This is a genomic window from Desulfosporosinus fructosivorans (assembly GCF_004766045.1).
In the GTDB taxonomy this organism is placed as follows: domain Bacteria; phylum Bacillota; class Desulfitobacteriia; order Desulfitobacteriales; family Desulfitobacteriaceae; genus Desulfosporosinus; species Desulfosporosinus fructosivorans.
Genome location: NZ_SPQQ01000003.1, coordinates 518,431 through 536,682 on the forward strand (window position 1 = coordinate 518,431; position 18,252 = coordinate 536,682).

Consider the following 18,252-nt stretch of genomic DNA (forward strand, 5'->3'; position numbering starts at 1 on the left):
TCATTAGGTTGTTGGGAAGAATACAGGTTATCAAAATTTAGGGGGTTTAAAATGAGAGAAGAATCTAATCAGAATCAGGAAAATAAACTAAATTCTACACTAGAGACAATGAGCAGGGAAGAAATAGTACAGATTTTAACGGAATTGATGAAACACTCAGAGGAAATAGAAAACGGGTCGAAATTATTAGCGACGCATTTAAAGGTGCTTTGTTATAAAAACGGAGGAAGCCTAACTTATACAAAAGATGAATTTGATGCAGCAGCTAAGGATAATCGTGTTTTTAGTGTAAATTATGAGGCGGATAACGTTCAAGAAATATGTTTACTACGACTGCAACCTAGACAGAAAATTGATGATTAGCTAGTTCGTAACTAATAATAAAAACGCTCCTTTAATGACATTAAAGGAGCGTTTTTTCTTGTACTAGTCAGAAAGTAAAACATACAGTTACATACTTTCTGGAAGGTCCCTTCTCGCCATCCTTGGCTACAGGGACACTCGGCCATCCATGGCCAGCGCATCAGTGCAATTAAGGCGACCGCCGGCTACTGAAGGCTTGGCGCTAGCCAAGTTTTCTTTATCTGATTTGTAGTTTCGTGTACATATGACTGTCATATGGATAAATAGACTCCATGACAATCTCCAGAAAGGATAAATGAAGGAGTTAGGGGTGGAAACTGGTGCATTCTGCAGTAATTCGAAAATTCTCTTGATCATGTTGAGACTCTCTCAATTATCTAAAAATGTCTTATGTGGATAACTCGCTAAATGCTCAACAAATAAAGGTATTGATGTGTTGACATTGTTGCGATTCCAAGCAACCATGACATCGAAATACCTATTAGGATAGCTAAGTTCGATAACACGAAGTTCTGGACCGGCAACTTCGCGGACAGGTCCTGGAATAATCATGATTCCTATACCTGCTTCAACCATAAACAATAAGGCGGATAAGTCTCGACTCTGATTAACTATGTTTGGTATAAATCCATACTCTGCGCATATTGTATAGGTTAAATCATTCAAGAGGTAGTCAGCTTTTCGAGTAAACATTACAAAGGGTTCCTTGGCTAGTGTCGAAACATCGATGGTTTTTTGTGAGGCAAAAGGATGACTGTGATGCACGACCACGCATAGGACGTCACTCCTTAGGCTTTTTCCTACAAGGTCAGGAAAATCCTTGAGACGATGTGACAAAGTGAATCCGACATCTAGCTCTTCCTTCATCAGCGCCTCATTTATTTCAGCCCAGTTGTATTGATGTAAACTTCCGTAAATGTCAGGGTATAAGTTTCGGAAGTCTCTCATTGCCTGGGGTAAAAAAACTTTTTCAATCCCACCTAAAAAACCAATGCTGAGATATCCAGTTGTCCCATTGGCTGCTAGTTGAACTTTTTTGAGGACTTTTTCAGAAGAAGATATTAGAATAGAAGCCTCCTCAAACAATACTTTTCCAGCCCACGTTAATTGTAACGGACGTTTATTCCTTACAATCAATTGTGTTCCTAAATTTTTTTCTAGTTCAGAGATTTGTTGGCTTATTGCGGATTGTGAAACGCCCGTTTGGGATGCTGCTTCCGTGAAGCTCAGTGATTCAGCGACACAAACATAATACTTTAAAGTTTGGATATCCATTTTTCCTCCAGTATGATTTTTATCTTAATTATATCATAAATCTTACTATTAGAAAAACTTATGCATTATATTGGTTTGAGTTAAGTAGGCATTGGCAACTTTCCCTAAATAAGATCATCCATAACTTTGCGCTAATGAGAATTCCAGTATGTCTCCGATTTCGCGTTTCACTGTATCAGTTTCCAAATGCCCATTTTACTTCTCATTGAATTCGGAATTTTTGAGAGGCCTGCTTAACCTCAATCCAATTATTATTACATAATTAGAGCCGTCCATAAGGGCGGCTCTAATTAACTATTTAATCATTTTTCTCCAAGCAACCATCATAGCGCCACCTATACCGACAACAGAGACAGTTAGCCAATGCCAATTTTGTTTCATAGTTTTCATCATTTTCATATATAAACCTCCTTACTTGGTATTAACATTTCTTAGTTTTTGTTATTTGAATTAAAAGGATACAGTTTACAGTAAAATAGTTAACTTTATTATCGAGGGCGTAGAGAAATTCGTGTCTTTTCTTATTTCGCTTAAGGCGGTGATTGCAGTGGAGGATCTTAAGTGCTGGCACTACGAGCCTATTGACCCTGACGAAAAGAAGGTTAACAACCCGAACTGTACTCATCGGGGCTGGACTAGATGCAAGGATGAGAAACCGCTTATGGATAGGTTTAAGGAGACGAGAACCTCATACGGCATGATGGGTCTCGCGGTTGAATCAGACAGATACGTCGGGGTTAACTAAGTATGAAAGCCCAGGCTAAATACCTAGGCTAAACGTTTAAGCAGGGACGACTATTCCGCTAACGATTCTTCCAATAATTCTTGCCAAAAAGATAATTATTGCCTGCAATGCCCTTAAAATTCCTGTAATAATGGTTAGCATAAATCTCACCTCTCTTTAATACATGCTATTCTGCATGTCCACTAAATGTTCATTGGGATTATGATTGATCAATGCAAGATCATAGAAGAAGCGATATGGGCGAGATATTGGGGTAAAGGGTCTTGTTCTTGAAACGCAACCTATGATAAACTGATTCTGGGATTTAGTCTTGCTAAGAGAAAAAAGTTTGAGGAGGATACATTATGTATGCTGAAGTAGACCAAGAGGAGTGCATCGGGTGTGAATCATGCCCTGAATTCTGCCCTGAGGTATTTAAGATGCAGGCAGACGGGTTAGCAGTTGCTTATACAAACCCGGTTCCTAGTGAATTTGAGGAAGCCGTCAAAGAAGCTGTAGAGGGCTGCCCAGCGCACTGTATTCATCTTACATAAGGGATGGAACTTGAATAGGAATATAGAAGAAAGAAAACCGCCGATAGAGATGCACAGCATCTCTATCGGCGGTTTTTTGTATCAAAGAGGATAGGTTTACTCCCAACAAAAGCGAAATACGGGACTACCACCTTCTTCTTCCTCAAGCCTTACAGCATGGTTGCGACAGCTATAAGGACAGTGTGGAGTACAAACCAGCCGGGTTGAAGGGCACTTGATTAGTTTCTGTAGTATGCCCTTTGGAATACCTGTTAAATGTTGTATGTGCTATTGCTCTTGTCAAAGAAAAGTTTGCGAGATCTGAGTCTGAATTCCTTCAATTAAAGCTGAACAGTACTCACCAGCTTTAAAAATCTTGCTTTGTGACGGTTACGATTCTCCTTCATATGATATAGGTAGGGTGCTCTATATAAGGGGGGATAAAAGTGTTTAATTTTCGCAAGCAATTATTCTATCCGATCCATGTTGAACGCCAAGATCCGATGTTTGCAAAGGTGTTACTTGAACATTACGCAGGAAGAAATAGCGAATTATCGTCAGCCATACAGTACTTAAATCATCGTCATAATATATCAAACCGTTATGTTCGAGAACTTCTAGGGTTATTCGCTGCTGAGGAATTGGGGCATATGGAATTAATTGCAGTAGCCATTACAAAATTAGGAGGCCCTCCGCTTAAATGCGTTAATTCTCAGGGCGCTCCATGGGTGATTAACTATATTGATCAAAATGTAGACTCGATCACCATTTTACAGGTGAATGTGCAAGCAGAAACAAGGGCGAGCCATCTATATCAACAGCATTTGGAACTCACTAGTGACCCGAATATGAAGCGAATGATTAATTTTCTTATTGGTAGGGAAGAGGTACATAAACGATTGCTACAAAGAGCCCAAATACTCATCAGAGAGACTGGCTCACCAGAGGATTTCAGCGAGTTGATTTACGATTATAAGATGAGTTTACAGGTTTTAGAATAGCCAAAATCTCAACTAAAGGTCGTTAGTATTTAATAACCCAATCTGTGACGAGTAGGCCTTTGCTAAACCCGGATCCTTGGGCATCAACGGTTATTTCAGCCTTGCAGATTAGGTTGCGGTCATAATATACTGTGATTCCGTCAACTTCAAACACATAAAAATTTTCTGGTTTGCGTGGACTGCCTTTACGCACGGTGGGAGGAGTGGCAATGGGAATACAGCATTGTGTAACGACAAGGCGTTCAATGTAAAATTCTTGCTTATTAGCCTTTTGAAGGAATTTCATAGCCTGCTGTGTAATGTTAATTTTCATGACCGTTTTAAGGTTAAGATCCATGGCGGATTCATCTCCTCAACGTTTGATCTTAGCTGAATGAGTTCATACACCCCCATTCTAACATTTCTGATTTTTGTTGCAAGAGATTATTATGTTTCAGTAAGGTTTTATTTGATCCAAGCATAAGACTCCCACTTCAAGTGGGAGTGGTACCCTTCAGTTCACTAATTTATTGTCCAAAAAGCGATTGGCGAGGAGTCGTAAACAAAAGGGATGTTTTCCCCAATTATTTGGGTTATCTAGAGAAAGCATAAGGGCATATGCTTTTCGGCAAGTTCGTATTAACGGATAGTTCTTCGCAATATGTGCGAGAACAGATAGGATAGCTTCACGACGCTCAAGGTAAAATAGGTTTTGTATATAGCGACGAGTGTGGAGAGAAGGGTTAAAACGTGTTAAATCAAACATGAGTGGATCAATCTCTGCCGCAGAAAACGACACAACTTCAAATTCAGGAAGGTCTGCTAGGATGTCAGACATAAGCAAAGATTGAACGAGGTATTCTTGCATTTCAAGCGGTGGAAATGAGAAAATTCCTGGTGTTGAGGCTAAAATCCGAATGCGTAGGAGATTAGCTTCTATTATCTTGTTGTTTTTAAGTAGTGGAGAGTTCTGTAACATGTATTGAATCAAAGGCGCTAAAATCCCGTTCCCTGCACAGGCCTGGTGTTCCCAATAGGGTAGTAGACGTAAGATCTCGTCCGCGAGAGGTTGACATGGTTGATCAAAGAGTTGGTATTTGATAATTGTGCTTAGGGATTCAGTAGTTGGGTTTGCTAGTAAGATGCGTCGTAATTCAGGATGCACGGCTACTGGAGTAGATTTCCTAGTATCGGTGTAATCCATCGAAGGTCCTCCTCCGTAGTAAATATCGATAAAGCATACTTTTAGTGTAGTTTATGTCATTTGTAGGGTTCTATCCTAGAATTTAGCTTGTCAAGTTGGGCTTCAAGTTTGTGGGAACAAAAAAAGAGCGCTCACTTTAGTATCAATTAAAGTGAGCGCTTAACGTATAGCTAGAGGGCGAAAGTTAGAATAATTTTTAGTTAAGTCGCAACTTCATAATCAAAGTTACAGCAAAAAATGCCGAGGAGATTAGAACTATCGTTGCCCCAGTAGCTGTTCCCCAATAGTAGGATAGGATCAACCCAGATACTCCGGAGATAAGAGCAATTAAAACAGAATATACATGGTATTGTCGCATGTTTTTTGCAATATTTCGGGAAGAAGCAGCCGGTAAAATCAAGAGGGAACTTATTATGAGTATTCCAACCCATTGAATAGATATTGTCACGATCACGGCCATAATCAAAGCAAATAAATATTCATAAAGTCGGACATTAATCCCTCGGCTACGTGCCAGAGAAGGGTTCATACTTGCCAGAAGAAGTTTATTGAAAATCACGATCCATAATACGATAACAGATAAGAATACGATTCCGAGTGTCAGAAGATCTGATGGACTAATACTTAACAAGTCTCCAATTAGATAGACGGAATATTTGGAGAATCCACCGTTGTGCGAAAGTATTACAATACCTAGGGCTACCGCAGTAGAAGAAAACACTCCGATTATTGTATCCGTAGAAGCCGTGTTGGCTTCTTTGACCACTAGAATGGCGAAAGTAATCAATACTGAAAAAAAGAGCATTGACCAAATAGGATCAATATTCAGCAGAGGAAACGCATTTCCAATTATAACCCCAATGGCAATCCCTGTTAGGGCGGAATGACCTAACGAGTCAGAAAAGAAGGCCATCCGGTTATTGACGATCATTGTACCTAACAAGCCGAAAATAGGCGTAACTAATAAAACACCCAGGAGAGCATTCTTCATAAACGCATGCTGTAGCCAACCAAAAGGCAGAAGTAAGTCTACCAAACTATACCATAAGTGCATTATCCACCCTATCCTTCTCTGTTCGTAGATAACGGTCCGACCAATCTAGACCAAAAGCTTGGACTACTTTATCATTACTGAATACTTCTTGTGGAGTGCCACTGCATTCAATCGTTTTATGATCGACAAAGGCCACACGATCCGCATACTCCGCGACCAAATTTAGGTCATGAGAGACTAGGATGATGGATAAGTCGTAATCTTTCCGAAGAATCGAAACAGTTTTATAAAACAGTTCTAAACCCTTTTGGTCGATACCCGATACTGGTTCATCCAAAAGTAAAAGGTGAGGAATGGGATCGAGGGCTAGGGCCAGTAAAACTCGTTGTAACTCCCCTCCAGATAAGGCTCCTAAACGTTTATTGATTAAATGTTCTGCCTGAGTGCGGGCTAAAGTCTCTCGAACGCGCTCACGTATTCTTTGGGGGTAAGAGAACCAGATCGGCACCCTCGTATGAGCAGCGGCAAATAAGTCAAGGACGCTAGTTGGAGAGCTAGAATCGAGATCAAGCTTCTGTGGAACATAACCCATAGACGGCTTCGTTGTCCCTTTATTCTTGGCATCCAGAAATTGAAGTTCACCCGTATGAGGAATCTCACCTAAAATTGCTTTAAGCAGCGTGCTTTTTCCAGCACCGTTAGGACCGATAATCGCCGTCAAATCCCCACAGTGAATGTGGAGATTGACATCGCGTAATATTTCTGTACCACCTCGTGAAACACCAAAGTTGGTGATTTTGGTACAACATAGCCCACACTGACAGGAGGTCCCTTGAGAACTATGATTACATTTAGGTTGTATCATGTTTATATTCATTTGAGAGCCTCTTGTAATGATTTAAGATTGCTGTCCATAATATTAATATAGGAATCTGCTTCCATAGGTCCCATGACAACGGGATCAAGGGTATAAACCTTAGCGCCTGTCGCAGTTGCAATGGTTTCTGCTGCTTTTGCATCATACTGTGGTTCTGCAAAGAGAGCGTTGATTTTAAGGCTCTTTACCTGGTCGATCGTTTCACTCAATTCTTTGGCATTGGGAGCAGAACCCGGTTCACGTTCAATAACCGCAACGATGTTGAAATTGAATTCTTGAGCGAAATAGGGGAATGCCTCATGGAAGGTCACGATATCACGGTTTTTTATACCATCCAAGGCTAGATGCATTTTATCTCTTTGGGCTTCGAGTTTTTTGATATATACCTTGGTATTCTCTTGATATTTCGTGGCATTAGGGGGGTCTAATATCGCAAGCTGATCGCCAATAGTTTGCACTTGAGTAATAGCATTAGAAATACTCACCCAGACATGTGGATTATCGCCCTCATCCCCATCACCTTTAATGAGTTCGATGCCTTTACTGGACTCAATTATTTTTAGATTCGGCATTTGGCTCGTAATCTTATCCATGAAGGATTCCATTCCTGCTCCATTGGTTATGAAAACTTTTGCTCCCTCAAGATTCTTCATGTCTTGAGGAGTTGCCGCATAATCATGAAGGCATCCTGCCGTGGGCTGAGTCATATTGATCACGTTTACATCAGGAATATCCTTAGCAACGTTCAAAGCAAAGATATACATAGGATAGAAGGAAGTAGCTATTGTCATCGTTGAACTTGAGTTTACAGTTGGACTTACTGTAGCCTTTGATTCGTTGTTAGCTCCGCATCCCCCTACCAAAAAAATGCTTAATAACCCTAGGCAAAGAAGTTTGAATAATTTTGAATTCATGAACCCACCCCATTTTTCATTTGCAAACGCCTTGCATTTGCATTCTATAATCAAATTATACTCTATTCTCTACAATTGTAAACCATTAGTTTCCTTCTTAATCATCGAATACAAGGAAAATCTAGACCTAGTAGTACAATTATGTTGATAGGTCGACAAAATTTATTGGTGAAACATTGCTAAAATCTTTAAAACGATTAAAATAAAGAGAACAAGTGTTAAGCTATTAAGAGTTGAGGGATGATCTTGTTGGAAGAAAACACAAACTATACGGAAATTCTGAAACGTGAAGGGATGAAGAGTACTAGGCATAGAAATGCCATCCTTCTTCTCCTGGAACAGTCTGAACATCCAATAACAGCCGAGGAACTCTATATATCTTTAAAGGGAAAAACTGCTACAATAAATTTGTCCACCGTCTATAGGACTCTGGATACATTTGCATCTAAAAATTTGGTGATAAAATCAACAATGGATGATGGTAAAGCACGGTATGAACTTAACCACCATGAGCATAAACATCATCTTTTTTGCGTTGGTTGCCATAAGGTGATTTCTATTGAAGACTGTCCTATGGGAGAGCTTCAGGAGAGCTTAAAAAAGAAGATAGATTTCGATGTGACTGGACATAAGCTAGAGATATATGGGTACTGTCATAATTGCAAAAAGGGTTAGGTAAAGTAAAGGAGACGTTTTGATTGCCGTATATGGCAATCAAAGCATCCCCTTGGGTGCATTATTTTCTAAAATCAGCCAAGGCCGCGAATTTTCTCGCCAACTAACTGTAAACAGCATTGTCTCTGTTTTGGCGACTGTGTTGGAGTTAAGGGTTGGAATGATATTACATGGTATATTTTGCAGATTTAACTAACAAAACATATACGTACACATTTTGGACGCCTGCATCCTCAGCCCCAGCAAGACACCGGAAGTTCCCGTTATGGATTTCTATTGCATTATATCATGCTTATAAATGGGAATTAACGAAATTTTTTGATCGTAGAAATAAAAAGATAAACCGCTAGCTATAGTTAGCGGTTTATCTTTTTGATATGACTTGGACTTGAATGAGATAGAAAGGCCTAATGTACATAATTAGTTGGTGAATCAAGAAGAATAGGTTATCAGGGTATAATAGGACAATTGGTGAGATGTTCTGGGCTATGGGGAATGATCATAAGCAAATCTTCCTTGCTCTTAGGCAAAGGGGTAGAGGGCGGTAACCATCCTTTTGCCACCAACCCACAATGCACTTCTATCAGCCAAGGAAGGGCCAAATCTGCACGCTCGATTAGATCAGGCTGCAGGAAAAGTTCACCAGGTTTTCCGTGGGCAATGATCTCTCCGCTCGACATAATGGCTAACCGATCCGACCAGGAATATGCTAAATCCACGTCATGAGTGGAAATTATGATTGTTTTACCCTCAGAACTTAAATTTTTCACAAGATGCATAAATTCACGGGCGTGACGGGGATCCAGTCCAGCCGTTGGTTCATCAAAAATTATCACTTCCGGTTCCATCGCCAGAACGCCCGCGATTGAAACCCTTTTTTTCTGCCCGTAACTCAACAAGTGAGTGGGTTTGTCTTCAAGATCGGTGGTTTCCGTATCAATCAGGGCTTGTTTTACTCTGGCTTCCACAACTTGTTCTGAAAGTCCAAGATTAAGAGGACCAAACGAGACATCTTGATAGACACTTGAGGAAAATAGTTGACTATCTGGATCTTGAAAGACGATCCCTACTTTTTTGCGTAATTCTATCAGAGCCTTAGTTTTATACGAAATGGCCTGTCCTTGATATTTGATACACCCAGAAGATGGGTGATAAAGTCCGTTGAATTGCATAAATAAAGTTGATTTCCCGGCCCCGTTTGATCCCAAAATAGTCAGTTTTTCACCTTTTTTAACTTGTAGATTGATGTTGTGTAAGGCATTTGTACCATCTGGATAAGAGTAATCTAAAGCAGCTGCTTCAAGTATAATCTCCGGCAAATTTATCCCTCCCAAGTAAGTGAACTCTTTTTAGCTAAAGCTGAACATCGAGACTTCGTGGCAGGGGACTATACCCCCACTGAAGTGGAGCCTGGAACACCCACTTATAGAAGTGGGTTTCTTGGACGTGATTAAATGTGATTAAACTCGATTAAAAAGATTAATCAAGATCAAAGGAAGCTCGAGACCAGCTATTAGAATATAATTCCTCAGGCTAATAGGATATTTCTTGGTAAGAACTTTAATTTCTCCCGTGTAACATCGAGCTGACATCGCATTATAAAGTTCTTGGGATTTCACAAAGACTTTGCCTAAGAGCGCAGAAAAGAGTCGACTCAGGGATCGATAGGAAACTTTCAGGGAGACGTACCCCGAACGTGATAATTGGGCTCGATGAATGGTGATGGCGGTTTCCATTAAGACAAATATAAACCGATAAACCAGCATCATTAATTCGGTGATAATGGCCGGGACTTTCAACTTGTGGAGTATTGAGATGATTTCAGTCATGGGGGTGGTGAGTGCTAGAAAATAAAGGCAGGAAACAGCCCCCAATGATCGTAGGAATAGGTGAATGGCTGTGATCAGATCAGGGTAGTAAATCCCAATGGTAAAGCCATACATGGTTTGAGAAATCCAAAATCCCGAAGGATTGGTTGAGATTGAAAAAGCAATGGTCAAGACACTTAAAAGGAGAAAAGAGAGGGGAATTAGCATCAGCTTGAGAAAAACCCGTACCGGGATGCCTGCCTTTGAAATTATTCCTCCAGCCATTAAGGTTAAGATGATGAGTGGGGTGATGACGGTAGGAGAGGTCAGACAAACTGTCATGGTACACACAGCAAAGACAGACTTTTCAGCAGGGTGTATTTTTTTAAGATTATTGCTGTAGGCATAAGAATCAATATTAATCATGGCTGATCATCCAATCGTGAGACTCCCACTTCTCCAAGCGGGAGTGGGACTCCGTACTCTGCTTCAGTGGGGGGAGACTCCCCAGCCGAAGTCTCGATGTTTAACTTTAGTTTAGCGAGTTCACTCTTACTTGCACTGTGTTTCCCTTTGACATACCCTAAATAATAAAAGACGAATCCGCTCCCGATGGCTGCCTGCAAGGCAAACAAGAAAGATTCAACTTCTCCGCTCGGTGGTTTCCAAAAGGGTTCAAACCAAGGCTTATAATCGGCATTGAGCGTGCTGATGGCGTCAGATGCTTGAGTATCAGCGCCCGCGAATTCGGAAGTACGAGCAAGATATAGCGGAGCGAAGGCTAGTCCAATGACCAGAATTAATAATAGCCCATTCTTTGTCATCAGTTTCATTCGCTTACCCTCCGTTTGGTCTTAGGTAGTTCTTTTCCAGTAAAGATCGCTAGAATTTGCAACTCTTTTTGACTGTAAGCACTAAGGATGTTAATCACCATGACGGTAAGGATACCTTCGCTGATGGCTAGTGGAACCTGAGTGAAGGCAAAAATACTCAGGAATTTAACGGTGGAAGCCATTACTCCTCCGGTTGCAGCGGGGAACGCTAATCCCAACTGAATAGCGGTGGTAACGTAGGTCATTATATTTCCTATAGTAGCGGCCAAGAAAACTGAAAGCCATAGAGGAGCCCCAAGTTTCTTGGCACCTTTATAGATGGCATAGGAGACAAAAGGACCAACAACCCCCATGGAAAATGTGTTTGCTCCGAGGGTCGTAATTCCCCCATGGGCGAGTAGCACGGCTTGGAAGACTAAGACAATCATCGCTAAAACAGTCATCGCGGTTGGTCCGAACAGAATCGTACCAAGACCCACGCCTGTCGGATGGGAGCTACTCCCGGTCACTGAAGGGATTTTCAAAGCAGACAAAACAAAGGCAAAGGCTCCGGCCATTCCGAGCAACATCTTTAAACTAGGATGGAGCGCGACTGTTTTCTTGATGGAACGTACTCCAGTAATCACAAATGGGATCATAGCAAGCCACCAGAAAGCGGCCCAGTTAAAGGGCAAGAAGCCTTCCATGATATGCATCCCGTATGCGTCATTAGGAAAGAAGATATATACAGCAATAACGTAGGTTATTAATAAACTAATCATCTTAAGCTTACGAATGGTCATTGTATTTCACTCCTCCTGTTTATGTAGAACGAAGATTTAAATGGAACTAAAATAACCTCCTGCACTCAAAGGCAGGAGGTTATAAATATGTCTACAAAACATAGATATCCTTACCTACTACCCATCCGTCGTGGGTGCTCAAGGTGAAGTCCAAAACGAGCAGGTTTCCTGGCTCTAGTTCATCATAGTCTTACGTCTTCCCAGATAAAATCCAGTGACATGTTGTAAGGCTACTCCCTATCACAGTGGCGGGACCGCGTCAGATTTAAGCTGACTTCCCTTTTAAACACTTTCTTTTACTAGAAGAAAGTGTACTCGTTCTTAAGGCATTCAATTAATTATTTAAAGACTAGCATAGATAAATTTGTCTGTCAATGGGTTTTGGTTGAGGGTCTAGAGAGAAAGCAGAGGAGTAGAATAGTACAATAAGCACTCATTTACAAAAAAAGCTTGATAAGGAGCAGCTATGACAATACTCACTCCCAGTTTAGAAGACTATTTGGAAGAGTTATATCGGTTTTCACTCTCTTCAGATTCCGTGCGAGTGACTGATATCAGTCATAAATTGGCAGTTTCTTTGCCCTCAGTTTCAAAAGCTTTGCATAAGCTTAAAAAGGGTGAGTTTATTACCTATCAACGATACGGAGAGATAATTCTTACAGAAAAAGGGAAACAACTTGGTGATTTCTTAGTAAAACGCAACCAGGTGTTACAGGAATTCCTGATTCTGATCCAAACTAACTGCGATATTGTAGCAGAAGCCGAAGCTATGGAACATTATCTTTCAGATACCACCATTCGCTCGATCCAAGCTATTGTTACTTTCCTTAAGCATAACCCAGAATGGCACAGGATTTTACTAGAACACATTGTATCTTCCAGTAAAACTGAATCATAAGGTATAATATTAAATTGTGCCGAACCTACTAGTTTATAGAAGTGGGAGACTTTTTCTGGCACTAGTTAAATTAAGCCAAGCCTAAGAGGCGCACTACTTGAGTGAGAATGAAACAAACGGTAAATCCAATAAGGGTGGGAATCAGGAAAGATAGGAAGACCCATTTTTTACTACCTGTTTCCTTATAAGTGGTAAGCAATGTTGTAGCGCAAGGCCAATGAAGTAAGGAAAATAACATAACGTTAATCGCCGTTAACCAAGTCCATCCGTTCCTCACCAAGATATTCCTCAGCTCTTCTAAACTTGAGAAATCTTGCAAAGCGCCAGTTGTAAGATAACTCATGATGAGAATTGGTAAGACAATCTCGTTGGCAGGTAGCCCCAGAATAAAAGCCATTAGGATAAATCCATCGAGCCCGATTAAGTGTCCAAGCGGATTTAAAGCATGAGCCACAGTGGAGAGAATATTTTGTTCCCCAATATAAACGTTCGCTAAAATCCAGATCACGGCACCTGCTGGAGCGGCCACTATGATGGCACGTCTTAAAACAAATAAGGTGCGATCAATCATAGACCGGTAGATCACTGCTCCAAACTTTGGGCGACGATAAGATGGCAATTCTAAAACAAGGGAAGAGGGCTCACCTTTCAAAATTGTCACAGATAGGAACCAAGAGACTAACAAAGTAACCGCAATACCCAGCAAAATTATTCCGGAAATGACCAAGGCGTTGATCAGTCCTGACAAGGATGCGACAGCACCGCCAATAAATATTGAGGAGATAGCGATTAAGGTTGGAAATCTGCCGTTACAAGGGACAAAGTTGTTAGTCAAAATAGCGATTAAGCGCTCGCGGGGAGAGTCGATAATTCTGCAGGAAGTAACTCCTGCGGCGTTACACCCGAACCCCATGCACATCGTCAGACTTTGTTTGCCACAGGCCTTTGCCTTTTTAAAAATATGATCTAGATTAAAGGCGATTCGAGGGAGATACCCTGAATCTTCCAAGATGGTAAACAGGGGGAAGAAGATAGCCATAGGAGGTAACATCACGGCAACAACCCAGGCTAACGTACGATAAACGCCTAGGACAAGAACCCCATGTACCCAATCTGGTGCACCGAACCATTGGAACCAAAGAGTAAGCTGGTCTTGGAAAGCAAAGAGCCAGGTGGCAAGGAAGCTGGAAGGGACATTCGCCCCTTCTATCGTTAGCCATAATACTCCGACCAATAAGAGCATCATGAGGGGATAGCCTAACCACTTGGAGGTTACAAAATTATCAATTGTATGATCGAAGCTTATTCGTTGCCTTCCCTTCCTGGAGAGAACTTGCTTGGTGATTTGTTCTGCATTTCCATAGATGTCGGCAACGATCTGGTCGCTGAAAGAATTGGGATAAGACATACGAACATGTTCTGCCTCACACCAAACTTCACTTAGACTTCTTGTTGGTGTCATTGCGCACATCTTGCCCCCTCCCAACCTTGGTTAACCCCAAGATAATTAGTTAAACTATCTAGAAAACTTCTGTCTCCGTCCAACAACCTCAAGGCGAGCCAGCGGGGGGATAATGCGTTGTTGGCGAGAGAGCCCACCAGGGGCAACAAGTATTTTACCGCTTTTTCCACTTCAGAGGAATAGACGATCTGACGGGGGTTTGTTTGCAAGGACCCCGTCGCAACTTGTAGTATTTTCTCTTGAAGTTCTGTAAGTCCTTCACCTTGGCGAGCGGCAGAAGCAACGACGGGTACGCCCAATTCGCGCTCCAAAGAAGGCACATCGATCATCAAACGTTTCTTTTGAGCCTCATCCATGAGATTTAGACAGACAATGACCTTGGGAGTTATTTCAAAGACTTGGAGAGCCAAGTTGAGATTTCTTTCAAGACAAGTTGCATCAAGGACGACCACCGTTACATCGGGATTCGCGAAACACAGAAAGTCCCGTGCGATTTGTTCCTCCACAGTATGAGCTAGTAAGGAATAAGTACCCGGTAAGTCGACAAGTAGGAATGAGTGCTGCTGATATTGAAAGCCCCCTTGGGCATTATCCACCGTTTTACCAGGCCAATTCCCAGTATGCTGATGTAGCCCAGTTAGAGCGTTAAAAATTGTACTCTTTCCAACGTTTGGATTTCCTGCCAAAGCAACGCCGAACTGGCCATCTGCTAAGGAAATTCCAAACTGATCCTGCCATAATACCCTTTTCTGATCCATAGACAGATTCATACACATTCCTCTCCATTCACTAGCTTTCTAACAAAGATCTGGGCAGCGTCTTCATTTCTCAAGGCAATGAGGGTTTCCCTCACTAGATATGCGGTCGGATCACCAGAAGGACCTCGTCGTATACAGCGGATCAACGTTCCAGGGACGATTCCCAGGTCGAGAATACGCCGCCTCAGTAGTCCACTCAATTCTAAGGATACGATCTGGCAGACAGAACCTGGAGATAGGGTTACTAACGGGTCGATTCGTTCTGCGTCCTTCACACTATGTACCCCCTTTTAGTTATGCAAGCTAACTCACATTTTCAAACAATAGGTTAGCCATGGCTAACTTTCGATAAAGTCAATTTTGAATATGTTATGTTGGGGAGATTTTTTTGCTACCCACAGGCTTATACTTCCTATAAGAAAGTGAGCGTTCAGAAAAAGTTGAACATCAAGATTTCGGTGACGAAAGCACCAGTACATGTGTTAAAAGTAAAAATAACACCAGTCAACGGAAGGCCAATTAGTTCCGTCGGCTGGTGTTATTTTTCTTCTAACTAGAATTATAAACTAGAATTTCTAAATGAAAAATTGAGCATCCTATATTATGATGAAAAATTGAGCGTCCTATTTATAGAATATAAGACAGGGGTATGTAAAAGGGGGAAAAATGAAATCTTATTATAAAGGGTTGATCATTCTTGTGTTAGTTATTCTAGCCCTCTACATTCCTTACCGATTCACCTATGCGTGGTTTACTGCTCCATCAGGGTGTTTAAAATGCCATGAAGTTAAAGCCTATCATGAATCATGGGAGAAATATCCCCACAAAAATATTGATTGCAGGAACTGTCACGAAACCAGAGGGCCCTTTCGGAGGTTAGATACAACATTTCGCGGATTAAAGGACCTTAGTAATCATATCAAGGGTGATTATCTTGCGATAAAGGCTGTTTACTACGACGCAAATTGCATCAACTGCCATACAGGCGATTACAAGCCTGAGAGTCAAGCGCCACTTATGCCAAAAAACCACGCTAAGATAATTAAAAATGGCGACGGGTGTAACAATTGCCACAGAGATACGGGACATAAAAACGGTCTCGGCGTTGAAGCTAAGTTTGAAAATGATTGAATTAAGTCAATTGCCGAATGATACACATAAAAAAAGACACTTGGTGTCTTTTTTTATGTGTATCATTATTGATTCATCTTAGTTGATGAGTTCACGGTTCTGGTCTAGAATTAACGTGTCGATATGATTGTATCTATTATTTGAGTAGAGTTTCGGTGAGGCGGACTCTGAAGGAAACTATGATATAATTGTTGAAGGTTAGCAGTCGTCATAGTTATAGGAGTGGATACCATGAAACAAGGAATTGGCAGATTAAGATTTGCAGATGAAAACATAGAAATGCCCAAGGTTACAAAAAAAATGCTAACAAGAATATTGAGCTACTTTATTCCCTATTGGACGCGCATGCTGCTAGTCATTGGCTGTATTATTGTGTCCTCTATCCTAGGGCTTGTTCCACCGATCCTCATCAAGAATATTATCGATAAAGCTTTACCGCAGAAGGATTTAAAGCTCTTAAGTCTGTTTATCTTCGTTTCCATAGGAATTACCATAGTCCTTGGACTTCTCCAGGTAGCTCAGTCCTATTTAAGCGTTTGGATTTCAAAACATATAATGGTAACCATGAAAAATCAAATGTACTCGCATTTGCAGCGCATGTCCTTAAACTTCTATTCTGCTGCTAAGCCTGGTGAGATTACTACAAGACTAACGAGTGACATAGAAGGAATCCAAGACATCTTTAACTCAACTGTCGTGAATGCCTTAAGTAGTATCTTCGTGCTAATCTCTACCGCGATAGTCTTAGTTACTATGAACTGGAAACTCGCCCTTGTGGGGATGATCATCTTACCCACCTTCATCGTCCCTACGAGGAAAGTTGGAAAGCTAAAATGGAAAATCGCCACTAAGAGTCAAGAACGGATAAGTGACCTTAACCAGATTATCCAAGAGACATTTAGTATAAGTGGAGCTATACTTACGAAGATTTTTACTAAAGAGAAGGATGAATATGTAAAGTTCAAATGTATGAATCAAGAGGTTGCAAGCCTGCAAATCAGGGAGTCGATTGTGGGCAGATGGTTTAGGATGACCATAACCACATTTATAGCAATCGGACCGATGCTCATTTACTTTTATGGAGGATATTTATACATTCAGGGAGAGATAACCATCGGCAGCATCATAGCCTTTGTAGCTTTGTTAGGTAGGCTATATTCACCAGTCTCACAGTTGTCAAATATTCATATTGATGTTACAAGGTCCTTGGCCTTATTTAAAAGAATCTTTGAGTATTTTGATCAAAAACAAGAGATTAAAGATAATCCAAATGCTCTTCACTTAGAGAAGATAAAAGGGAAGGTGGATTTTAATAAAGTACATTTCGCTTATAACAGTGAGGTTAGAGTTTTAGAAGATATCAGCTTTTCAGTGGATCCCGGTACTATGGTCGCCTTGGTCGGCTCCAGTGGAGCGGGGAAAACCACCATAACTAATTTAATCCCCCGCTTGTACGACGTCATCGATGGGAGTATAAAAATAGATGATCAGGATATCCGGGATGTAACCTTGGAATCGCTGCGTAAGCAGATCGGGATCGTAATGCAAGAACCCTATCTTTTTAATGACACCATCGAAGAAAATTTAAGGTATGGAAAAAGTGACGCCACAGAAGATGAGATCATCAAGGCGTGTAAGGCTGCCTACATTCATGATTTTATTATGACGTTGCCTGAGAACTATAAAACAGTGGTCGGAAATAGAGGGATAAAGTTATCCGGTGGAGAAAAGCAAAGAGTTTCGATTGCTCGAGTAATCTTAAAAAATCCAAGAATTATTATTCTTGACGAGGCTACCTCCTCCTTGGATTCCGTATCCGAGGAGTATATCCAAAAGGCAATGATACCTTTATTAAGCAATCGAACAAGCTTTGTCATCGCGCATAGACTGTCGACGGTACTCGCCTCAGATCAAATTCTAGTCATCGAAAATGGAATGGTCGCAGAACACGGGAAACATGAGGAATTGGTCCATAAAGAAGGTCTTTATCAACAATTATATGAAACCCAGTTTAAGTCTCAAAAAAGATAAGTAGCGGAGT

The 18,252-nt window shown here is 41.1% G+C and carries 22 protein-coding genes and 1 riboswitch; of the genes, 8 read left to right on the forward strand and 14 right to left on the reverse strand.

Translation table 11 applies throughout. From position 1 onward, the window contains the following. Positions 1–51: 51 nt before the first annotated feature. On the forward strand, positions 52–363 hold the full coding sequence (locus E4K67_RS10550) for a hypothetical protein (protein ID WP_135546374.1): 312 nt from the start codon (positions 52–54) through the stop codon (positions 361–363). Between the two features lie 126 nt (positions 364–489). Here the strand turns inward: E4K67_RS10550 and E4K67_RS10555 are convergent, their stop codons facing one another. Both E4K67_RS10555 and E4K67_RS10560 read right to left on the reverse strand, forming a co-directional pair. Then, complete coding sequence (locus E4K67_RS10555; RefSeq protein WP_135546376.1) at positions 490–720, reverse strand: hypothetical protein; 231 nt, start codon at positions 718–720, stop codon at positions 490–492. Positions 721–732: 12 nt separating this feature from the next. Continuing rightward, the gene (locus E4K67_RS10560) at positions 733–1,638 is read right to left on the reverse strand and encodes a LysR family transcriptional regulator (RefSeq protein WP_135546378.1); all 906 of its coding nucleotides are present in this window, start codon (positions 1,636–1,638) and stop codon (positions 733–735) included. Between the two features lie 547 nt (positions 1,639–2,185). Between E4K67_RS10560 and E4K67_RS10565 the strand changes: the two genes are divergently transcribed. From E4K67_RS10565 to E4K67_RS10575, 3 genes are all read left to right on the forward strand, one after another. Continuing rightward, complete coding sequence (locus E4K67_RS10565; RefSeq protein WP_135546380.1) at positions 2,186–2,383, forward strand: hypothetical protein; 198 nt, start codon at positions 2,186–2,188, stop codon at positions 2,381–2,383. A 344-nt stretch (positions 2,384–2,727) separates the two neighbouring features. Further along, positions 2,728–2,916 (forward strand): ferredoxin, encoded by a 189-nt coding sequence (locus E4K67_RS10570; RefSeq protein WP_135546382.1) that lies wholly within the window; start codon positions 2,728–2,730, stop codon positions 2,914–2,916. Between the two features lie 425 nt (positions 2,917–3,341). Continuing rightward, positions 3,342–3,896: a manganese catalase family protein gene (locus E4K67_RS10575; protein ID WP_135546384.1), complete on the forward strand. Its 555-nt coding sequence runs from the start codon at positions 3,342–3,344 to the stop codon at positions 3,894–3,896. A 22-nt stretch (positions 3,897–3,918) separates the two neighbouring features. Here E4K67_RS10575 and E4K67_RS10580 read toward each other — a convergent pair whose 3' ends face one another. The 5 genes from E4K67_RS10580 to E4K67_RS10600 form a co-directional block, all read right to left on the reverse strand. Continuing rightward, on the reverse strand, positions 3,919–4,233 hold the full coding sequence (locus E4K67_RS10580; RefSeq protein ID WP_135546386.1) for a CC/Se motif family (seleno)protein: 315 nt from the start codon (positions 4,231–4,233) through the stop codon (positions 3,919–3,921). A gap of 156 nt (positions 4,234–4,389) precedes the next feature. Next, positions 4,390–5,079 carry a hypothetical protein gene (locus E4K67_RS10585; RefSeq protein WP_135546388.1) on the reverse strand — a complete coding sequence of 230 codons (690 nt, stop codon included), beginning with the start codon at positions 5,077–5,079 and terminating at the stop codon, positions 4,390–4,392. A 196-nt stretch (positions 5,080–5,275) separates the two neighbouring features. Then, the gene (locus E4K67_RS10590) at positions 5,276–6,133 is read right to left on the reverse strand and encodes a metal ABC transporter permease (RefSeq protein ID WP_199242510.1); all 858 of its coding nucleotides are present in this window, start codon (positions 6,131–6,133) and stop codon (positions 5,276–5,278) included. Next, positions 6,117–6,950 (reverse strand): metal ABC transporter ATP-binding protein, encoded by an 834-nt coding sequence (locus tag E4K67_RS10595; protein ID WP_420841530.1) that lies wholly within the window; start codon positions 6,948–6,950, stop codon positions 6,117–6,119. Before E4K67_RS10595 ends, E4K67_RS10590 begins: the two co-directional genes overlap by 17 nt. Further along, entirely contained in the window at positions 6,947–7,864 is a 918-nt protein-coding gene (locus E4K67_RS10600; RefSeq protein ID WP_135546392.1) for a metal ABC transporter substrate-binding protein, read from the reverse strand. The genes E4K67_RS10595 and E4K67_RS10600 overlap by 4 nt, the downstream gene beginning before the upstream one ends. Before the next feature lie 240 nt (positions 7,865–8,104). On the opposite strand from E4K67_RS10600, the gene E4K67_RS10605 reads away from it, so the two are divergent. Next, on the forward strand, positions 8,105–8,539 hold the full coding sequence (locus E4K67_RS10605) for a Fur family transcriptional regulator (RefSeq protein ID WP_135546394.1): 435 nt from the start codon (positions 8,105–8,107) through the stop codon (positions 8,537–8,539). A gap of 449 nt (positions 8,540–8,988) precedes the next feature. Here the strand turns inward: E4K67_RS10605 and E4K67_RS10610 are convergent, their stop codons facing one another. The 4 genes from E4K67_RS10610 to E4K67_RS10625 all read right to left on the reverse strand — a co-directional run bounded on the left by E4K67_RS10610 (position 8,989) and on the right by E4K67_RS10625 (position 11,962). Beyond that, positions 8,989–9,858: an energy-coupling factor ABC transporter ATP-binding protein gene (locus tag E4K67_RS10610; RefSeq protein WP_135546396.1), complete on the reverse strand. Its 870-nt coding sequence runs from the start codon at positions 9,856–9,858 to the stop codon at positions 8,989–8,991. A gap of 141 nt (positions 9,859–9,999) precedes the next feature. Beyond that, positions 10,000–10,773: a cobalt ECF transporter T component CbiQ gene (gene cbiQ / locus E4K67_RS10615; RefSeq protein WP_135546398.1), complete on the reverse strand. Its 774-nt coding sequence runs from the start codon at positions 10,771–10,773 to the stop codon at positions 10,000–10,002. Then, positions 10,770–11,180 (reverse strand): energy-coupling factor ABC transporter substrate-binding protein, encoded by a 411-nt coding sequence (locus tag E4K67_RS10620; protein ID WP_135546400.1) that lies wholly within the window; start codon positions 11,178–11,180, stop codon positions 10,770–10,772. Before E4K67_RS10620 ends, cbiQ begins: the two co-directional genes overlap by 4 nt. Continuing rightward, a complete protein-coding gene (locus E4K67_RS10625; RefSeq protein ID WP_135546402.1) occupies positions 11,177–11,962 on the reverse strand; it encodes an energy-coupling factor ABC transporter permease in 786 nt (261 codons plus the stop codon). The genes E4K67_RS10620 and E4K67_RS10625 overlap by 4 nt, the downstream gene beginning before the upstream one ends. Positions 11,963–12,103: 141 nt before the next feature. Further along, a riboswitch (cobalamin riboswitch) is annotated at positions 12,104–12,296 on the reverse strand. Positions 12,297–12,434: 138 nt separating this feature from the next. Here E4K67_RS10625 and E4K67_RS10630 point away from each other — a divergent pair. Continuing rightward, a complete protein-coding gene (locus E4K67_RS10630) occupies positions 12,435–12,860 on the forward strand; it encodes a metal-dependent transcriptional regulator (RefSeq protein ID WP_135546940.1) in 426 nt (141 codons plus the stop codon). Between the two features lie 70 nt (positions 12,861–12,930). Here E4K67_RS10630 and E4K67_RS10635 read toward each other — a convergent pair whose 3' ends face one another. Genes E4K67_RS10635 through E4K67_RS10645 form a run of 3 tightly spaced genes read right to left on the reverse strand, consistent with a single transcriptional unit; the run spans position 12,931 to position 15,355 of the window. Beyond that, positions 12,931–14,331 (reverse strand): nucleoside recognition domain-containing protein, encoded by a 1,401-nt coding sequence (locus E4K67_RS10635; RefSeq protein WP_135546404.1) that lies wholly within the window; start codon positions 14,329–14,331, stop codon positions 12,931–12,933. Continuing rightward, on the reverse strand, positions 14,319–15,092 hold the full coding sequence (locus E4K67_RS10640; RefSeq protein ID WP_199242511.1) for a FeoB small GTPase domain-containing protein: 774 nt from the start codon (positions 15,090–15,092) through the stop codon (positions 14,319–14,321). The genes E4K67_RS10635 and E4K67_RS10640 overlap by 13 nt, the downstream gene beginning before the upstream one ends. Next, the gene (locus E4K67_RS10645; protein WP_135546408.1) at positions 15,089–15,355 is read right to left on the reverse strand and encodes a FeoA family protein; all 267 of its coding nucleotides are present in this window, start codon (positions 15,353–15,355) and stop codon (positions 15,089–15,091) included. The genes E4K67_RS10640 and E4K67_RS10645 overlap by 4 nt, the downstream gene beginning before the upstream one ends. 391 nt (positions 15,356–15,746) lie before the next feature. On the opposite strand from E4K67_RS10645, the gene E4K67_RS10650 reads away from it, so the two are divergent. Together E4K67_RS10650 and E4K67_RS10655 are read left to right on the forward strand one after the other, a co-directional pair. After that, entirely contained in the window at positions 15,747–16,211 is a 465-nt protein-coding gene (locus E4K67_RS10650; protein WP_135546410.1) for a NapC/NirT family cytochrome c, read from the forward strand. A 231-nt stretch (positions 16,212–16,442) separates the two neighbouring features. Beyond that, entirely contained in the window at positions 16,443–18,242 is a 1,800-nt protein-coding gene (locus E4K67_RS10655) for an ABC transporter ATP-binding protein (RefSeq protein WP_135546412.1), read from the forward strand. Positions 18,243–18,252: the final 10 nt, after the last annotated feature.